Source organism: Streptomyces sp. NPDC058872, assembly GCF_042743065.1.
Taxonomy (GTDB): Bacteria; Actinomycetota; Actinomycetes; order Streptomycetales; family Streptomycetaceae; genus Streptomyces.
In genome coordinates this window covers 142,461-159,788 of sequence record NZ_JBHYMK010000001.1, presented here as the reverse complement: position 1 = coordinate 159,788, position 17,328 = coordinate 142,461, and the positions used below count along the sequence as shown (strand labels likewise).

The 17,328-nt window shown below is 72.6% G+C and carries 13 protein-coding genes; 4 read left to right on the top strand and 9 right to left on the bottom strand.

What is annotated here, in order from left to right:
* Nucleotides 1-4 precede the first annotated feature (4 nt).
* Together pyk and ACFW22_RS00730 are read right to left on the bottom strand one after the other, a co-directional pair.
* The gene (gene pyk, locus ACFW22_RS00735; protein WP_386396801.1) at nt 5-1,435 is read right to left on the bottom strand and encodes a pyruvate kinase; all 1,431 of its coding nucleotides are present in this window, start codon (nt 1,433-1,435) and stop codon (nt 5-7) included.
* A 145-nt stretch (nt 1,436-1,580) separates the two neighbouring features.
* The gene (locus tag ACFW22_RS00730; RefSeq protein WP_386396798.1) at nt 1,581-2,264 is read right to left on the bottom strand and encodes an SIMPL domain-containing protein; all 684 of its coding nucleotides are present in this window, start codon (nt 2,262-2,264) and stop codon (nt 1,581-1,583) included.
* 158 nt (nt 2,265-2,422) lie between these two features.
* On the opposite strand from ACFW22_RS00730, the gene ACFW22_RS00725 reads away from it, so the two are divergent.
* Nucleotides 2,423-4,222 (top strand): bifunctional metallophosphatase/5'-nucleotidase, encoded by a 1,800-nt coding sequence (locus ACFW22_RS00725; protein ID WP_386396795.1) that lies wholly within the window; start codon nt 2,423-2,425, stop codon nt 4,220-4,222.
* Between the two features lie 3 nt (nt 4,223-4,225).
* Here ACFW22_RS00725 and ACFW22_RS00720 read toward each other — a convergent pair whose 3' ends face one another.
* The 6 genes from ACFW22_RS00720 to ACFW22_RS00695 all read right to left on the bottom strand — a co-directional run bounded on the left by ACFW22_RS00720 (nt 4,226) and on the right by ACFW22_RS00695 (nt 12,002).
* The gene (locus ACFW22_RS00720; protein WP_386396792.1) at nt 4,226-5,635 is read right to left on the bottom strand and encodes a lysine N(6)-hydroxylase/L-ornithine N(5)-oxygenase family protein; all 1,410 of its coding nucleotides are present in this window, start codon (nt 5,633-5,635) and stop codon (nt 4,226-4,228) included.
* Complete coding sequence (locus tag ACFW22_RS00715) at nt 5,632-6,999, bottom strand: pyridoxal phosphate-dependent decarboxylase family protein (RefSeq protein WP_386396790.1); 1,368 nt, start codon at nt 6,997-6,999, stop codon at nt 5,632-5,634. The genes ACFW22_RS00720 and ACFW22_RS00715 overlap by 4 nt, the downstream gene beginning before the upstream one ends.
* A gap of 259 nt (nt 7,000-7,258) precedes the next feature.
* Entirely contained in the window at nt 7,259-9,742 is a 2,484-nt protein-coding gene (gene pepN, locus ACFW22_RS00710; RefSeq protein WP_386396787.1) for an aminopeptidase N, read from the bottom strand.
* A gap of 60 nt (nt 9,743-9,802) precedes the next feature.
* Nucleotides 9,803-10,789 carry an asparaginase gene (locus tag ACFW22_RS00705; RefSeq protein WP_386396784.1) on the bottom strand — a complete coding sequence of 329 codons (987 nt, stop codon included), beginning with the start codon at nt 10,787-10,789 and terminating at the stop codon, nt 9,803-9,805.
* The gene (locus ACFW22_RS00700; RefSeq protein ID WP_386396781.1) at nt 10,789-11,103 is read right to left on the bottom strand and encodes a chorismate mutase; all 315 of its coding nucleotides are present in this window, start codon (nt 11,101-11,103) and stop codon (nt 10,789-10,791) included. Before ACFW22_RS00700 ends, ACFW22_RS00705 begins: the two co-directional genes overlap by 1 nt.
* Nucleotides 11,104-11,114: 11 nt before the next feature.
* Nucleotides 11,115-12,002 carry an AraC family transcriptional regulator gene (locus tag ACFW22_RS00695; RefSeq protein WP_384871834.1) on the bottom strand — a complete coding sequence of 296 codons (888 nt, stop codon included), beginning with the start codon at nt 12,000-12,002 and terminating at the stop codon, nt 11,115-11,117.
* An 84-nt stretch (nt 12,003-12,086) separates the two neighbouring features.
* Between ACFW22_RS00695 and ACFW22_RS00690 the strand changes: the two genes are divergently transcribed.
* The gene (locus tag ACFW22_RS00690) at nt 12,087-13,847 is read left to right on the top strand and encodes a beta-galactosidase family protein (RefSeq protein ID WP_386396777.1); all 1,761 of its coding nucleotides are present in this window, start codon (nt 12,087-12,089) and stop codon (nt 13,845-13,847) included.
* Nucleotides 13,848-13,928: 81 nt separating this feature from the next.
* On the opposite strand, the gene ACFW22_RS00685 is transcribed toward ACFW22_RS00690, so the two are convergent.
* On the bottom strand, nt 13,929-14,732 hold the full coding sequence (locus ACFW22_RS00685) for a S1 family peptidase (RefSeq protein WP_386396774.1): 804 nt from the start codon (nt 14,730-14,732) through the stop codon (nt 13,929-13,931).
* A 181-nt stretch (nt 14,733-14,913) separates the two neighbouring features.
* Here ACFW22_RS00685 and ACFW22_RS00680 point away from each other — a divergent pair, with 181 nt between their 5' ends.
* The gene (locus ACFW22_RS00680; RefSeq protein ID WP_386396771.1) at nt 14,914-15,798 is read left to right on the top strand and encodes a hypothetical protein; all 885 of its coding nucleotides are present in this window, start codon (nt 14,914-14,916) and stop codon (nt 15,796-15,798) included.
* 56 nt (nt 15,799-15,854) lie between these two features.
* Nucleotides 15,855-17,324, top strand: coding sequence for an ankyrin repeat domain-containing protein (locus ACFW22_RS00675; protein WP_386396768.1), 1,470 nt, complete (start codon nt 15,855-15,857; stop codon nt 17,322-17,324).
* Nucleotides 17,325-17,328 lie beyond the last annotated feature (4 nt).

The following is a 17,328-nucleotide window of genomic DNA, read 5'->3' as shown; positions in this document are numbered from 1 at the left end:
GCGTTCAGCCCGCCACCGGGTCCCCGATGCGGTGGACCCGCACCAGGTTGGTCGAGCCGGCGACCCCCGGCGGGGACCCCGCGGTGATCACGACGATGTCGCCCGGGCGGCAGCGGCCGATGCGCAGGAGTTCCTCGTCGACCTGGGCCACCATCGCGTCCGTGGACTCGACGTGCGGGCCGAGGAAGGTCTCCACTCCCCAGGTGAGGTTGAGCTGGGAGCGGGTTGCCGGGTCCGGGGTGAAGGCGAGCAGGGGAATCGGCGAGCGGTAGCGGGAGAGCCGCTTGGCCGTGTCACCGGACTGGGTGAAGGCCACCAGGAAGGCCGCGCCCAGGAAGTCGCCCATCTCGGCGGCGGCCCGCGCCACGGCTCCGCCCTGGGTGCGGGGCTTGTTCCGTTCGGTGAGGGGCGGGAGTCCCTTGGCGAGGACGTCCTCCTCGGCCGCCTCGACGATCCGGCTCATGGTGCGGACCGTCTCGATCGGGTAGCGGCCGACGCTGGTCTCTCCGGAGAGCATCACGGCGTCGGTGCCGTCGATGACGGCGTTCGCCACGTCGCTCGCTTCGGCGCGGGTGGGGCGGGAGTTGTCGATCATCGAGTCGAGCATCTGGGTGGCGACGATGACCGGCTTGGCGTTGCGCTTGGCGAGCTTGACCGCTCGCTTCTGGACGATCGGCACCTGCTCCAGGGGCATTTCGACGCCCAGGTCGCCGCGGGCGACCATGATGCCGTCGAAGGCGGCGACGATCTCTTCGATGTTCTCGACGGCCTGCGGCTTCTCGACCTTGGCGATGACGGGGAGTCGGCGCCCCTCCTCGTCCATGATCCGGTGCACGTCGTCGATGTCCCGGGCGCTGCGGACGAAGGAGAGGGCGATGACGTCGGCGCCGATGCGCAAGGCCCAGCGGAGGTCTTCGATGTCCTTCTCGGAGAGGGCCGGTACGGAGACGGCGACGCCGGGCAGGTTGAGGCCCTTGTTGTCGGAGATCATGCCGCCCTCGATCACGCGGGTGCGTACGCGGGGACCGTCGACGGCGGTGACTTCCAGGGTGACGCGGCCGTCGTCGACGAGGATGCGTTCGCCGGCGGTCACGTCTTCGGCGAGGCCGGCGTAGGTGGTGCCGCAGCAGTTGCGGTCACCCTCCATGGGCTCGACAGTGATGGTGAACTCGTCTCCGCGTTCAAGGAGTACGGGTCCTTCGCGGAAGCGGCCGAGACGGATCTTCGGGCCTTGAAGGTCTGCGAGGACGCCGACGCTGCGGCCGGTTTCGTCGGAGGCTTTGCGGACGCGTTGGTAGCGCTCCTCGTGTTCGGCGTAGCCGCCGTGGCTGAGGTTGAGGCGGGCCACGTCCATTCCGGCCTCGACCAACGCCTTGATCTGGTCGTATGTTTCGGTGGCGGGCCCAAGGGTACAAACGATTTTCGCTCGGCGCATGGGTCGAGCCTAGGGCTTACCCACCAGTAGGAAGTTGGCCTGGCATGACTACCCAACAACCTTTCCATGAAAGGTTGTTGACAAGTATTGAATCTGTGCGCCGGGGTGCTCTGATGAGCGTTCCGCGCACCCCGCGCACCCCGGCTCAGAGTGCGGGCGGCCTCATGGTGAACCGTGCCACGACCTCGGCTGTGACCGTCTGCCGCTGTGGTTCGAGGTCCAGCGGGGGCATCCCCTCGGTTTCCTCGGCCGTGTAGGACACCCTCCGCATGTGGAGGGCGGGGTGCCCCGCGCCCATGGCTTCGGGTGATCCCGCGTCCGACAGTTCGAGGAGCGCGGAGAGGGAGGTGCCGAGCGCCTCGGCGTAGGCCCGCGCCTGCCGCACGGCTTCCGTCACCGCGAGACGCCGGGCTTCGGCGTGTACCGGGGAGTCCGGTCGCAGCGCCCACCACGGTCCCTCGACGCGGGTCAGCTCCAGGTCGCCGAGGCGGGTGACCAGGTCGCCGAGGACGGTGAAGTCGGTGAGTTCGACCGTCAGGCGGACCCGGCCCGCATGGGCGCGCACCCGCTCGCCGCGACCGCGCTTGCCGAGTTCCGGGGAGATCGAGAATCCGCCCGTCTCCAGTTTCTCGACGGCGCCTCCCAGGGCCTTCACCAGGTCGAGCACGCGGGCGTTGCGGCGGGTCAGTTCTGCGAGCGTTGCCGAGCGGTCGGTGCCCCGGACGGAGACGGTGACGGAGATCCGGGCCAGTTCGGGGTCGACCTCCAGGCGGCCGGTGCCGCGGACGGTCACCTGGGGCGCTTCGGGGGTGGCGTGTTCCTGTGTCACGTCCTGGGCTCCTCGCGTGGGTACCGGTTGGTCCACCGAACACTTTCCCACTCCGTAACCCGAAAGGGCTGTTGTCGACGTGGCGCCTGGGCCAGAATCTACGCGCGTTGTGCGCCATGGTCGGCGCCTGCGCCACCGCACACAAGGGGAGAACACGCATGCCGCTGAATCGCAGGACGTTCCTGGAGCGCTCGGCCGCCGCCGGTGCCGGAGTGGCCGTCGCCGGAGCCGTCGCCGTTCCCGCCGAGGCCCACGGTCCCGGCCGCCCGCGTCCGCAGAAGCGGTACTCCTTCACGGTGATGGGCACCACCGACCTGCACGGCAACGTCTTCAACTGGGACTACTTCACGGACAAGGAGTTCGACGACAAGGCGCACAACGACGTGGGCCTGGCCAAGATCTCCACGCTGGTGAACCGGGTGCGCACCGAGAAGGGCCGGGGCAACACCCTCCTCATCGACGCCGGTGACACCATCCAGGGCACCCAGTTGTCGTACTACTACGCCAAGGTCGACCCCATCACCCGGGCCGGTGGTCCCGTGCACCCGATGGCCCGGGCCATGAACGCCATCGGGTACGACGCGGCCGCGCTCGGGAATCACGAGTTCAACTACGGCATTCCGGTGCTGCGGAAGTTCGAGGAGCAGTGCGACTTCCCTCTGCTCGGCGCCAATGCGCTCGACGCGAAGAGCCTGCGGCCGGCCTTCCCCCCGTACAGCATGCACCGGCTGCGCACCCCGCACGGGAAGGACGTGCGGGTCGCGGTGCTCGGTCTGACCAATCCGGGGATCGCGATCTGGGACAAGGCGAACGTCACCGGGAAGATGGTCTTCCCGGGGCTGGAGGAGCAGGCTGCGAAGTGGGTGCCGAAGCTGCGCTCCATGGGCGCTGACGTGGTGGTCGTTTCGGCGCACTCGGGGTCCTCCGGCACTTCCTCGTACGGTGACCAGTTGCCGTACGTCGAGAACGCGGCCGGGCTGGTCGCCGAGCGGGTTCCGGGCATCGACGCGATCCTGGTGGGGCACGCGCACACCGAGATCCCCGAGTACCGGGTCGCGAACGAGGAGACGGGGCGGGAGGTCGTCCTCTCCGAGCCGTTGAAGTGGGGGCAGCGTCTCACCCTGTTCGACTTCGACCTGGTCTGGGAGCGGGGTCGCTGGGTCGTCGAGGGGGTCGGTGCCCGGGTGCTCAACTCGAATGCGGTCGAGGAGGACCCGGAGATCACCGGGCTGCTGGCCGAGGAGCACCGGGAGGTCGTGGCGTACGTCAACCAGGTCATCGGGACCTCCACGGAGGCCATGACGACGGTCGAGGCGCCGTGGAAGGACGAGCCGATCATCGACCTGATCAACGTCGTGCAGGCCGAGACCGTGCGGGAGGGGCTCGCCGGCGGTGCGTACGCGGGCCTGCCGGTGCTCTCGCAGGCCTCGTGCTTCTCGCGCACGGCCCGCATTCCGGCCGGGCAGGTCACCATCAAGGATGCCGCCGGTCTGTATCCCTTCGAGAACACCCTGGAGGCGCGTCTGTTGACGGGTGCCCAGGTGAAGGACTATTTGGAGTACTCGGCGAAGTACTACGTCCAGACCCCGCCGGGGGTGCCCGTGGACACCGCGAAGCTGACCAATGCGGACGGCACGCCGGACTACAACTACGACGCGGTGTCGGGCCTGACCTATGAGGTCGACATCGCGAAGCCGGTGGGTTCGCGGATCGTGGGGCTGGCCTTCGAGGGGCGTCCGCTGGACCCGGCGGCGCAGTTCGTGCTCGCGGTGAACAACTACCGGGCGAGTGGTGGCGGGGCGTTCCCGCACGTGGCGAACGCTCCGCAGTTGTGGACCGATTCGAACGAGATCCGCAACACCATCATCCAGTGGGTGAAGGCGAAGGGCACGGTCGATCCGGGCCTCTTCGCCTCCGTGGACTGGAAGGTGACCCGGGACGGCGTGCCGGTCTTCTAGTTCCTACTGTTGGACGAGGGGCGTCAGCTTCTGGCCTTGGGCCGGAATGCCGGGCGCCCCTCGCGTTTCCAGTCCGAAGCTGGTGAAGGCCGTGCGGCGCGGCAGCGGGTACGGCTCCTTGCCGGTGATCGAGTTGAGGATGGTCGCGCTGCGCCAGGCCGCGAGGCCGAGGTCGGGGGCGCCGACGCCGTGGGTGTGGCGTTCGGCGTTCTGGACGTACACGGAGCCGGTGACGGCGGGGTCGAGGACGAGTCGGTACTGCTCGTCGATCCGGGGGCGGCCGGTGGAGTCGTGGCGCAGGTACGGGTCGAGGCCGGCGAGCATGCGGCCCGTGGGGCGCTCGCGGTAGCCGGTGGCGAGGACGACGGCGTCGGTGGTGAGTCGGGAGCGGGTCGACTGTTGGAGGTGTTCCAGGTGGAGTTCGACCTGGGTGGTGGCGACCCGGCCGGCGGTGCGGACGCGGACGCCGGGGGTGAGGACGGCGTCGGGCCAGCCTCCGTGCAGGGTGCGGCGGTAGAGCTCGTCGTGGATGGCGGCGATGGTGTCGGCGTCGATGCCCTTGTGCAACTGCCATTGACGGGGGCCGAGTTCGCTGCGCACGGATTCGGGCAGGGCGTGGAAGTAGCGGGTGTAGTCGGGGGTGAAGTGTTCCAGGCCGAGCTTGGAGTACTCCATCGGGGCGAAGGCTTCGGTGCGGGCCAGCCAGTGGATGCCTTCCTTGCCCCGGGGGCGGGCCCGGAGCAGGTCGAGGAAGACTTCGGCGCCGGACTGGCCGGATCCGATGACGGTGACGTGTCGGGCGCGCAGCAGGGTCTCGCGGTGGGTGAGGTAGTCGGCGGAGTGGATCACGGGGACGCCGGGGGCGTCGACCAGGGGGCGTAGTGGTTCGGGGACGTACGGTTCGGTGCCGACGCCCAGGACGACGTTGCGGGTGTAGGAGCGTCCGAGGGCTTCGGCTTCGCCGTCCGGGTCGATCTGGGTGAAGTCGACTTCGAAGAGGTGTCGTTCGGGGCTCCAGCGGACGGAGTCGACTTGGTGGCCGAAGTGCAGGCCGGGGAGTCGTTCGCTGACCCAGCGGCAGTAGGCGTCGTACTCGGCGCGCTGGATGTGGAACTTCTCGGCGAAGTAGAAGGGGAAGAGGCGTTCGCGGCTCTTCAGGTAGTTGAGGAAGGTCCAGGGGTTGGCGGGGTCGGCGAGGGTGACCAGGTCGGCGAGGAAGGGGACCTGGAGGGTGGCTCCGTCGAGGAGGAGGCCCGGGTGCCAGTGGAAGGCCGGGTTCTGTTCGTAGAAGGCGGTGGCGAGGCCGCCGGGGACGCCTTGTGCGAGGGCGGCGAGCGAGAGGTTGAAGGGGCCGATGCCGATGCCCACCAGGTCGTGGGGCTGGTCGGGGTCGTGTGGGGTGGTGCCGGTCATCGGTGCGTGCTGCCTTCCACGAGGGTGAGGATCTGGGTGAGGTCGTCGGGGGTGGCGTGGGGGTTGAGGAGGGTGGCCTTGAGCCAGAGGCGGCCGTCGGCCCGGGCCCGGCCGAGGACGGCGCGGCCTTCGGTGAGGAGGGTGCGGCGGATCGCGGCGACGCCGTCGTCGGTGGCGGAGCGGGGTCGGAACAGGACGGTGGTGAGGGTCGGTCGGGCCCTCAGTTCGAGTCCGGGGGTCTTTTCCACCAGGTCGGCGAGGTCGTGGGCGAGGTCCATGCAGCGGTCGACGAGGGCGCCGAGGCCGGTGCGGCCGAGGGCGCGGAGGGTGACGGCGGTCTTGAGGACGTCGGGGCGGCGGGTGGTGCGCAGGGAGCGGCCGAGCAGGTCGGGGAGGCCGGCTTCGGTGTCGTCTGCGGCGTTGAGGTAGTCGGCGGTGTGGTCGAGGGGGGCGAGGTCGGTGGGGTCGCGGACGGCGAGGATTCCTGCGGCGGCGGGTTGCCAGCCGAGTTTGTGGAGGTCGACGGTGACGGTGCGGGCCCGGTCGAGGCCGTCGAGGAGGTGGTGGTGGGTGGGGCTGAAGAGGAGCGGGCCTCCGTAGGCGGCGTCGACGTGGAGGTCGGCCCCGTGGGTGTCGCAGAGGTCGGCGATGGCGGGGACGGGGTCGATGAGGCCTTCGTCGGTGGTGCCGGCGGTGGCGGCGACGAGGAGGGGGCCTCGGACGTGGGTGAGGGCTTCGTCGAGTGCGGCCGGGTCCAGGGTGCCGTTCGGGGTGGGGACGGTGATCGGCTGGGGCAGGCCGAGGAGCCAGGTGGCGCGGCGGAGGGAGTGGTGGGCGTTGGCGCCGATGACGGCCTGGACGGTGCCGTGTCGTTCCCTGGCGAGGAGCAGGGCGAGTTGGTTGGATTCGGTGCCGCCGGTGGTGATGAGTGCGTCGGGGGCTTCTGCCCCGGGGAAGACTTCGGCGGCGAGGGCGGCGGTGGTCTTCGTTTCCAGGGCGGAGGCGGCGGGGGCCTGGTCCCAGGAGTCCATGGACGGGTTCAGTGCGGAGGCGGCCAGGTCCGCGGCGACGGCGAGGGCGAGGGGCGGGGTGTGGAGGTGGGCGGCGCAGAGGGGGTGGGCGGGGTCTGCGGCGCCTTCTGCCAGGGCGCGGACGAGGGTGTGGAGGGCCTCGTGGGGGCCGGTGCCTCGTGGGGGGAGCGCCGCGCCGAGCCGGTCGATCCGGTGGGCCGCGGCTTCCGGTCCTCCTGCCGGGAGGGGACCGCCCCTGGCGCGGGTTCCTTCGCGGAGGGCGTCGAGGGCGGTGCCCAGCAGGTGGCTGAGGGCGGTGGGGTCGACGGCGAGGGGCGGGGGTGCGGCACGCATGGACGACAGGGTGCCGGGGGTGGCCGGGGCTTGTCCGGGGAGTCGGCTCTTGTGACCCGAACGGGGGACGGGCCGGGGTGGGGTGTTCGCGGTTCCGGCCGGTGGGGCGTCCGTCCGGGCGGGTGTTCCCGGTGTTCGGGGGGCGGGGCCGGTCGGTGGCCGGGGCCGCCGGTGCGCACCGGGTGTTCCGGTGGGGCGGGGCACGACCGGCTCGCCGGGACGGGCGGGCCGGTCGTGCCCCGTCGGGGACGGGCGGGGGTCAGCCGCGCACGTGCAGGGCCCTGCGCAGGTCGTCCAGTTGGTCGACGAGCTTGCGGCGCAGGGCGGGGGTCATCTCGTCCTGGGCGAGGTGGCGGTCCCCCAGGGCGAGGGAGTCGGGGTCGACCGCGTACGCGGGGAAGGCGTAGCGGCCGGCGGCTTCGGCCATTGCGGCTCCCCGGCGGTCCGCGAGCGCGGTGGCGGCCTCGTAGAAGCGGGGCACGTACTCCTTGACCAGGTCGGCGTGTTCGGGTTGCCAGAACCCTTGGGCGGTGGCGGTGAAGAGGTAGTTGGAGAGGTCGTCGGTGGCGAAGAGGGCGGTCCAGGCGGCTGCCTTCGCCTCCGGGGTGGGGAGGGCCGCCCGGCAGCGGGCCGCGCCTTCCCGGCCGGTGGCGCTGGGGTCCCGTTCCAGTTCGGCGGCGATCGTGGCTTCGTCGGTCGCGCCGAGGACGGCGAGGCGGGCGAGGATGCGCCAGCGGAGCTCGGGGTCGAGTTCCGGGCCGCCGTGGACGGTGCCCTCGTCGAGCCAGGAAGCGATCTTGTCGGGTGTGGTGGCGCTGTCGATGCAGGCGCGGACTGCGGTGAGGCGGAGGCCGGGTTCTTCGCCGTCCTCGGTGCGGCGCAGCAGGGTGCGGGCGATCTCGCCGATCTCGGCGAGGGCGGCGGGGCGTGCGGCTTCGGGGACGTACCGGTCGGCGATCTGGGTGCGGGCGAATCCGAGGACGCCTTGGACCAGGGCGAGTTCGGTCTCCTGGGTGAGGTGGGTGCGGGCGGCTGCCAGGTAGGCGTCGGGCTCCAGTTGGCCGTCGCGGACCATGTCGCGCAGGCTGTTCCAGGCGACGGCGCGGCTGACGGCGTCGGGGAGGGCGCCGAGGGTCGACAGGAGGGTGTGCCGGGAGGCGTCGTCGAAGCGCACCTTGGCGTAGGTGAGGTCCTCTTCGTTGAGGAGGACGAGGGCGGGGCGGGGGCCGGTCAGTTCGAGCGGCGTTTCCTGGGGGACGTCGATCTCGTGCCGCTCGCGCAGTACGGGGGCGTCGAGGGCGTCCCGGTCGTAGATGCCGACGGCGATCCGGTGCGGGCGGCTGCCGTCGTGGTCGACGGTGAGCTTCCAGTGGAGGCCCTCGCCGTCGAGTCGTGGGGTGAGGGTGTCCACGCCCGTGGTGCGGAGCCACTGCTCGGCCCAGGCGTGGACGTCGCGGTCGGTGGCGGCGGCGAGGTTGTCGATGAAGTCGGCGAGGGTGGCGTTGCCGAACTTGTGCCGCTTGAAGTGGTTGTTGATGCCGGCGAGGAAGTCCTTCTCGCCGAGCCACGCGACGAGTTGGCGCAGGGCGGAGGCGCCCTTGGCGTAGGAGATGCCGTCGAAGTTGAGCAGTGCGGAGGCGGTGTCGGGGACGGCTTCCGGGGCGGGGGCCACGGGGTGGGTGGAGGGTCGTTGGTCGGCCTCGTATCCCCAGGCCTTGCGGGTGGTGCCGAAGTCGATCCAGGTGTCGGGGAAGAGGTCGGCGCAGGCTTCGTTGACGGTCTGGAAGCCCATGTACTCGGCGAAGGACTCGTTCAGCCAGATGTCGTCCCACCAGCGCAGGGTGACCAGGTCGCCGAACCACATGTGGGCCATTTCGTGGGCGATGACCATGGCGCGGGTCTGTCGCTCGGTGACGGTGACGGCGGAGCGGAAGACGAACTCGTCGCGGAAGGTGACGAGTCCGGGGTTCTCCATGGCGCCGGCGTTGAACTCGGGGACGAAGGCCTGGTCGTAGGAGTCGAAGGGGTAGGGCTCTTCGAACTTCTCGTGGTACCGGTCGTAGCAGGCCTTGGTGACGGCGAGGATCTCGTCGGCGTCGGCGTCGAGGTGGGCGGCGAGGGAGCGGCGGCAGTGGATGCCGAAGGGCAGGCCCGCGTGCTCGGTGCGGACGGTGTGCCAGGGGCCGGCGGCGACGCAGACGAAGTAGGTGGAGAGCAGGGGGGTGCGGGCTGCTTTCCAGGTGCCGTCGGGCTGCTGCTCGGTGATGCCGTTGGACAGGACGGTCCAGCCCTCGGGGGCGGTGACGGTCAGTTCGAAGACGGCCTTGAGGTCGGGCTGGTCGAAGGCGGCGAAGACGCGCTGGACGTCTTCCATGAACAGCTGGGTGTAGACGTACGACTCGCCGTCGGTGGGGTCGGTGAAGCGGTGCATGCCCTCGCCCGTGTGGGAGTAGCGCATGGTGGTGGTGACCCGCAGTTCGTGGTCGCCTTCGGTCAGGGTGAGCGGGAGGCGGTTGCCGTCCAGGTCCGTGACGTCGAGGTCCGCCCCGTCGAGGGTGGCGGAGTGCAGGGTGACGGGCTTCAGCTCGACGAAGGTGTCCCCGGCGGTGCGGGCGGTGAATCGGATGGTGCTGGTGGACTCGAAGGTCTCGGCGCCGGTGGTGAGGTCGAGGTCCACCTGGTACCGGTGGACGTCGAGGAGCTGGGCACGGGTCTGCGCTTCGTCGCGCGTCAGTACGGACATGCGCCCTATGCTGCCCGATCGGCACGGGCCTCGGCAGGGGTGTGGGGCGGGGAAGATCGGTCAGGCGAGGCCGGAGCCGTTGAGGTGGGTGAAGGCCGCGGTGATGCGGGGGCGGTCGTAGCCGTGGGGTCCGGTGGCGCCGCTGGAGACCAGGGCGTGGAGCAGGAGTCGGGCCTTGGCGGGGTCGAGTCGTCCGGCCGGGATCAGTCCGTGGTGCAGCAGGTCGTGCTCGGAGCCGGGGCCGCGGTAGGTGTGCGCGAGGGTGCTGCCGCTGCCGGTGCGGGAGGCGAGGACGACGGGGATGCGGCGGGCGAGGGCCGCGAGGGGTTCGACGAGCGGGGCGGGGGCGTGTCCGGCGCCGAAGGCGGCGACGACGAGGCCTTGGAAGCGTTCGTCGACGGCTTCGAGGAGTTCTCCGCGGTCGCCGAGGGAGAGGGTGACGAGCGCCACCCGGATCGCGGGGTCGAGGGTGAGCGGGCAGGGTGCGGTGGGGGTGGTGGGGCGGAACAGGATCCGGGGTTCGCCCTCGACGACGGCGCCGATGGGTCCGGTGCCGGGCGAGGCGAAGGTGGCGATCGAGGTGGTGTGGGTCTTGCGGGCGTGGCGGGCGGCGTGGATCTCGTCGGCGAGGACGACGAGGACGCCGAGGTCGCGGCAGGCGGGGTCGGCGGCGACGGCGAGGGCGGCGGCGAGGTTGGCGGGGCCGTCGGCGCCGGGCAGGTCGGGGCGGCGCATGGCGCCGGTGACGGCGATCGGCTGCTCGGTGGTGCAGAGCAGGTCGAGCAGGAAGGCGGTCTCCTCCAGGGTGTCCGTTCCCTGGACGACGACCGCGCCCGAGCCGTCGGCGACGGCCGTCCGCACTTCTTCGGCGAGGGCCGCCAGGTCTTCGAAGGAGAGGCTGGCGCTGGGAACGCGGCGGAAGTCCCGCAGGACGACGTCCTCGGGGGCGTCGAGGCCGGCGAGGACCTCCCGGCCGGTCATGCGGTTGGCGTCACCGCCTCGTGCGGAGATGGTTCCTCCGAGGGTGAAGACGGTGACGCGGCCCATCAGTGTGCTCCGTCCGCAAGTGTCTCGTGGTGTCGGATGACTTCCGCGATGATGAAGTTGAGGAGCTTCTCCGCGAAGGCCGGGTCCAGTCTCGCGCTCTCGGCGAGTTCCCGCAGCCGGGCGATCTGGCGGGCCTCGCGGGCGGGGTCGGCGGGCGGCAGGTGGTGCTTCGCCTTGAGGACGCCGACCTGCTGGGTGCACTTGAAGCGCTCCGCGAGCATGTGGACGACGGCCGCGTCGATGTTGTCGATGCTCTCGCGCAGGCGGGTCAGCTCGGCGGTGACGGTCGGGTCGATCTCGCTGGTGTCGCTCATGGTCGGCGAGCCTATCCGGATCTTCCGGGGATGGTGGGCGGGTGTTCGGGATCCGGAACGCGGTCGCTCCAGCCGCCGTGGACCGTGCGTCCCTGCTGCTCGCGGAAGCGGATGGGGGCGGTGCCGACCCGGCGGGTGAAGAGTCGGGAGAAGTAGGCGGCGTCGTCGTAGCCGACGCGGCGGGCGACGGCGGAGACGGGCAGTTCGGTGGCGGCGAGGAGTTCCTTGGCGCGGCCGAGGCGGACGGTGAGCAGGTAGTCCTTGGGGCTGCAGCCGGCGGCGCGGCGGACGGCGGTGCGCAGTTCTGCGGGGGTCATGCCGTGTCGGGCGGCGTGGTCGGCGACGGAGAGGGGCTGGAAGGCGTCGCGGGCGAGGGCGGCGAGGACCGGGTCGCCGTCGGCGTTGGTGTCGGCGCGGGCGCGGCGGAGGGCGACGAGGAGTTCGTGGACGGCGGCTGCGGTCTCGACCTCCAGGAGGGGGTTGCCGGGGCGGGCGGCGCGGGCGATCCGGGCGATGGCGGTGCGGGCCGGGGCGGCGTCGGAGAGGGGGACGACGGGGCGGTCGGGTTCGATGTAGCCGAGTTCGGTGTAGGTGGTGGCGGCGGGTCCGGTGAAGTCGACGAAGGCCTCGTCCCAGCCGGTGCCGGGGTCGGCGGCGTAGTGGTGGGGGGTGCCGGGGGTGAGCCAGATGAGGGCGGGGGCGGTGACGGGGGTGCGGCGGCCGTCGGGGCCCCGGTACCAGCCGCTGCCGGCGGAGACGACGACGGCGACGTGGTGGTCGAGGGTGCGCGGGCCGACGGTGGGCAGGGTGCCGTGCTGGAGTCCGACGCCGAGGCAGACGAGGCCGAGGCGGTGGTGGACGGGGCTGGGCGTGAAGTAGCGCATCCAGGTGTGGTACATGCCGCGTCCCGCTCCCTCTAAGGTCCAAACTGCGACGATCTTTGTCCATGGACCGCGTCACCGCCAGGGGGTGAGGGTGAGGGCATGAGCACGTTCGCTGTGGGTGACGGGGACTTTCTGCTCGACGGGCGGCCGGTGCGGCTGTTGTCGGGGGCGCTGCACTACTTCCGGGTGCACGAGGGGCACTGGGAGCACCGGCTCGGGATGCTGCGTGCGATGGGCCTCGACTGCGTCGAGACGTACGTGCCGTGGAACCTGTACGAGCCGGAGCCGGGGCGGTACGGGGACGTGGCGGCGCTGGGCCGGTTCCTGGACGCGGTGGCGCGGGCGGGGATGCGGGCGATCGTGCGCCCGGGGCCGTACATCTGTGCCGAGTGGGAGAACGGCGGTCTGCCGCACTGGTTGACCGGGCCGCTGGGGCGGCGGGTGCGGAGCCTGGACCCGGAGTTCCTGGCGCCGGTGGAGTCCTGGTTCCGGCGGTTGCTCCCGCAGGTGGTGGAGCGGCAGGTGGACCGGGGCGGGCCGGTGGTCCTGGTGCAGGTGGAGAACGAGTACGGGAGTTACGGAAGCGACCGGGGCTATCTGGAGTGGGTGGCGGCGTTGCTGCGTGACTGCGGGGTGGGCGTTCCGCTGTTCACCTCGGACGGGCCCGAGGACCACATGCTGACGGGCGGTTCGCTGCCGGGGGTGCTCGCGACGGCGAACTTCGGTTCGGGGGCGCGGGAGGGTTTCGCGACGTTGCGCCGCCACCGGCCGTCGGGGCCGCTGATGTGCATGGAGTTCTGGTGCGGCTGGTTCGACCACTGGGGTGTGGAGCGGGCGGGGCGGGACGCGTCGGACGCCGCGGCGGCGCTGCGGGAGGTCCTGGAGTGCGGGGCGTCGGTCAATGTGTACATGGCGCACGGCGGGACGAACCACGCGGGCTGGGCGGGTGCGAACCGGGCCGGTGAGTTGCACGACGGTCCGCTGCGGGCGACGGTGACCTCGTACGACTACGACGCCCCGGTGGACGAGGCGGGGCGGCCGACGGAGAAGTACTGGGCCTTCCGCGAGGTGCTCGCGGCGTATGCGGAGGGGCCGCTGCCGGAGGTGCCGGAGGCGCCGGTCCGGTTGGCGGCGCCGGTCGTCGGTTCGCTGGACTCCCATGCGCCGCTCGGCCGGGTCCTGGAGGCGCTCGGCGGCGAGGAGACGGTGACGCCGGTGCCGCCGACCTTCGAGGAGTTGGGCGTGGACCGGGGCCTGGTCCGTTACCGGGTGGCGGTGCCCGGTCCCCGGCAGCCGTATCCGCTGGGGGTGACGGGGCTGCGCGACCGGGCGGTGGTGTACGTGGACGGGCTGCCGGCGGGGGTGCTGGACACGACGGACGGCGAGGACGTGGTGCTCGACGACCCGGTGGCGGGTCCCGCGCTGGTGGACCTGTGGGTGGAGTCCCTGGGGCGGGTCAACTACGGGCCGCGGCTCGGGGAGCCCAAGGGGATCACCGGAGGCGTGCGGCACGAGCGGCAGTACCTGCACGGGGTGCGGGCGCGGGGGCTGCGGCTCGACGCCTTCGAGGCGGCGGCGGTCGACGGGGTGGCGTTCGGTGCGGTGCCGGCGGAGCGGGGGCCCGGTCTGTACCGGGGTTCACTGGATGTGGTGGGGGCGGGGGACGCGTGGCTGCGGCTGCCGGGGGCGACCCGGGGCTTCGTGTGGGTGAACGGCTTCTGCCTGGGTCGCTACTGGGCGGCCGGGCCGCAGGACGCGCTGTTCGTGCCGGGTCCGGTGCTGCGGGAGGGCGCGAACGAGGTGTGGTTGTTGGAGGTGGAGGGCGCGGCGGGGACGGGCCCGGTGCTGGATCCCGTTTAGGGGCGGGAGGCGGATCCCGTCCGGGGCGGGAGGGCGCTCCGGGGGCCGAGGCCGCCCCGGGGCGCCCGTGCCGGTGTGCGGCTACAGCGTGGCGGCGGCGGAGGTGATGGCGGCGGCGAAGGTCGAGACCTCCGTGTAGACGCCGGGGTAGCCGGGGCGTGCGCAGCCCTCGCCCCAGCTCACGATGCCGACCTGGATCCAGGCCCCGTCCTCGTCCTTGCGGAACATGGGGCCGCCGGAGTCGCCCTGGCAGGTGTCGACCCCGCCTTGGTTGTAGCCCGCGCAGATCTCCTCGGCCGGGACGAGGTCGCTGCCGTAGGCGGCCTGGCAGGTGGCGTCGGGCACGAACGGGACGTTCGCCTTGCGCAGGTGGCGCTGCTGCGCTCCGCCCTCACGGGCGGCGCCCCAGCCGGCCACGGTGAAGGTGCCGCTGTTGTGGGCGGGGGTGTCGGCGATCTTCAGGGTGGGCAGTGCGGTGAGGGGTTCGGCGAGCTTGATCAGGGCCCAGTCCTTGCCCTGTCCGTGGTAGCCGGGTGCTTGGAAGACCTCGGTCGACCTGACCTTGATGGCGCTGGGGGAGCGGAGGTCCACGACGCCTGCGGTGACGGTGATGTCGGTGTTGCTGCCGGTGCCGCTGACGCAGTGGGCGGCGGTGAGGACGACCTGCGGTCTGATCAGGGAGCCTCCGCAGCCCATGGAGAGCCTGACCATCCAGGGGAACTCTCCCTGGACGGCGCGCGTGCCGCCGACGACGGGAGTGGGGACGGCGGGGGCGGGGGCGGGGACGGCGGACGCGGGGGCGGGCTGGAGGCTGACGGCGGCCAGGGCGACGGTGCCGGCGGCTGCCGCCTTCCGGAGGGCACGGACCACGGGGTTCTGCTTCACGTGTCTTCCTTCTCTCGTGGGGGGTCGGCCCGGACGGGGCAACGGCACCGGGGCGCGCCGGCGGCACGTGGCCGTCCGGACGCGCCCGGACGGTGGGCAGCGCTCAACTTCCGTCGCGAGAAAGCCTTTTCTGCCGGGCGCGTTGGGGGGACCGTACAGTGGAGGAGAGGGGGGATCCGGCATGCCGAACCGTGATGGGGCCGACCGTGTGGTGCACGGCTTCCCCCACCGCGCCACCGTGCGGGCCTCCCTCACCGCGCTCTACCGCCGCCTCTCCCCCGACGGAGTGCACCGCTACCCGGTCAGCGTGACGGCGGACGACGTGGCCCTCGGCGATGACGAGGACCTGTACCTCGGCACCCAGCGGGTGGCCGGTGCCCTGGTGCGGCACCTGCAGCTGCCCGAGGCGCGGATGGTGGTGAGCTTCCGTCCGTCGGAGCACGCGGCGACCGTCGAGCTCACCGCAGGCCCCGAGTACTTCGTCGAGCTCAACGACCGCTTCCGGTCACGGCGCCGGGACATCGGCGCGGCCCTCGCCCACGAGGTCACCCACGTCCTGTTGCACCGGCTCGGCCTCGGTTTTCCCGGCACCGCCGAGAACGAGGTCCTCACCGACGTGACCACCGCCTATCTGGGGGCCGGCTGGCTGCTGCTCGACGCGTACCGGCGGGACGGCGTCGAGAGCCAGCGGCTGGGCTATCTGACCCCGGAGGAGTTCGGCTACGTCCTCGCCAAGCGGGCCGAGGTCTTCGGCGAGGACCCCTCGCCGTGGTTCACCAGTCCGGTGGCGTACGAGGCGTGGGTGCGGGGCCGGGCGGAGGCCGCGCGGGAGCGGTGCGTGCCGCCGCTGGCCGGGGCGGGCTGGGCCGAGCGGCGGCGCTACGGCTGGGAGCGGCGGCGCGGCCGGGCCGGTGCGGGCGCCCCGTACGCCTTCGACGGCGGGGCCCCGGCGGCCGGGGTGTCCTTCCCGTGCCCGGTCTGTCGGCAGCGCCTGCGGATTCCGGCGGGGCGGGTGCTGCGGGCCAGGTGCGGGGTGTGCGCCACGGTCCTGGAGTGTGCCTCCTGACCTCCGTGCGGAGGGCGGATTTGCGCCGTCCGCCGACGACGGGTCAGGGTCGGCGCATGAGCACGCTGTTCGACGCGATCCTGGCCGGGGACGAGGACGGGGTCGTACGGGCCCTCCGGGACGGAGCGGACCCGGAGGTCCGGGACGACGGGGAGACGGCCCTGTACCGGGCGGCCGTCGGCGACGCGGCCGGGATCGTGCGGCTGCTGCTCGCCGCCGGGGCCGATCCGGACCGGGGCAGCGGCGGGGACGGCGGCGACCTCCCCCTGTGCGGTGCTGCCTGCGGCGGGCACACCGGGGCGGTGCGGGCGCTGCTCGCGGCGGGCGCGACGGCCGACCGGGAGGAGGCGTACGGCTTCACCGCCCTCGCCTGGGCGATCCGTCTCGGCCACGCCGACACGGCCCGGGTCCTCCTGGAGCACGGCGCCGCACCGGACCGGCCGGGTCCCGACGGACTCGTCCCGCTCGTCGCCGCCGCCCGGCGCGGCTCCACGGGGTGTGTCCGGGCGCTCCTCGACCACGGGGCGGGGGGCCGGGAGGCCGCGCTGCGGGAGGCGCGGCAGTGGATCGGCGTCGACCTCGCGGCCGAGCTGCGGCGCGGGCTCGTCGCAGGGCACGAGGGCGGGGAGACGTACGAGGCGGCCGTCCGGCGGGTCCGGGAGGACGGCGGGATCACGGTCGTCGTCGAACTGCTGCGGGCGGACGGCGCTCCGGGGCGGGGGGACGACCGGCAGACCGGCCATGCGGCGATCGCCACGCTGCTGGAGGCGGCGCTCGGTCTGCGCACTCCGCACGAGGAGCTCGCGGCACGGGCGCTGCGCTGCGGCGATCCCGAGCTCGACGACTGGACGACGGCGGTGGCCGAGCTCGCGGGGCGGGCCGACGAGGAGACCTTCGTGGCGGCGGCCGGTTGGTGCGCGTACCGCGATCCGCTGCGCCGGGCGCTCGGCGCGCGGGTGTTGGGGGCGCTGCCCGGCTTCGGACCGGGCGCGGTCCCGGTGCTGCGGAGGCTCGCCGCGGAGGCGGTGCCCCAGGGGCGGGAACCTCTGCTGTCCTGCGTGGAGGCGCTCGGGGAGTGCGGGGACGCGGCGGCCGTTCCCGAACTGCTGGCGGCGGCCGGGCATCCGGACGCGGTGGTGCGCCGGGCCGTGGCGGCGGCCCTCGCGGGGATCGTGCCGGCCGGTCACGTCGAGGCGCTCGGGGTGCTCCTCGGGCTGAGTCGGGACGGTGACGCCGGGGTCCGGGACTGGGCGACGTTGGCGCTCGCCGAGCTGCCGGACGACACCCCGCTCGTACGGGAGGGGCTGGCGGAGCGGCTCGGTGATGCCGATCCGGAGACCGCTGCGGAGGCGGCGCGCGGGCTGGCGATCCGTCAGGACCCGCGTGCGGTCGACGCCTTGGCGTCGATCCTTGCGGACGGCGGGGCGGACGGGGCGGCGCGCGAGACGGCGCTCGCCTCCCTCGTGCACGTCCGCGACCCCCGGGTCAGGACCCGGTTGGAGTGGACGACCCCGCGTCGGGGTTGACGGG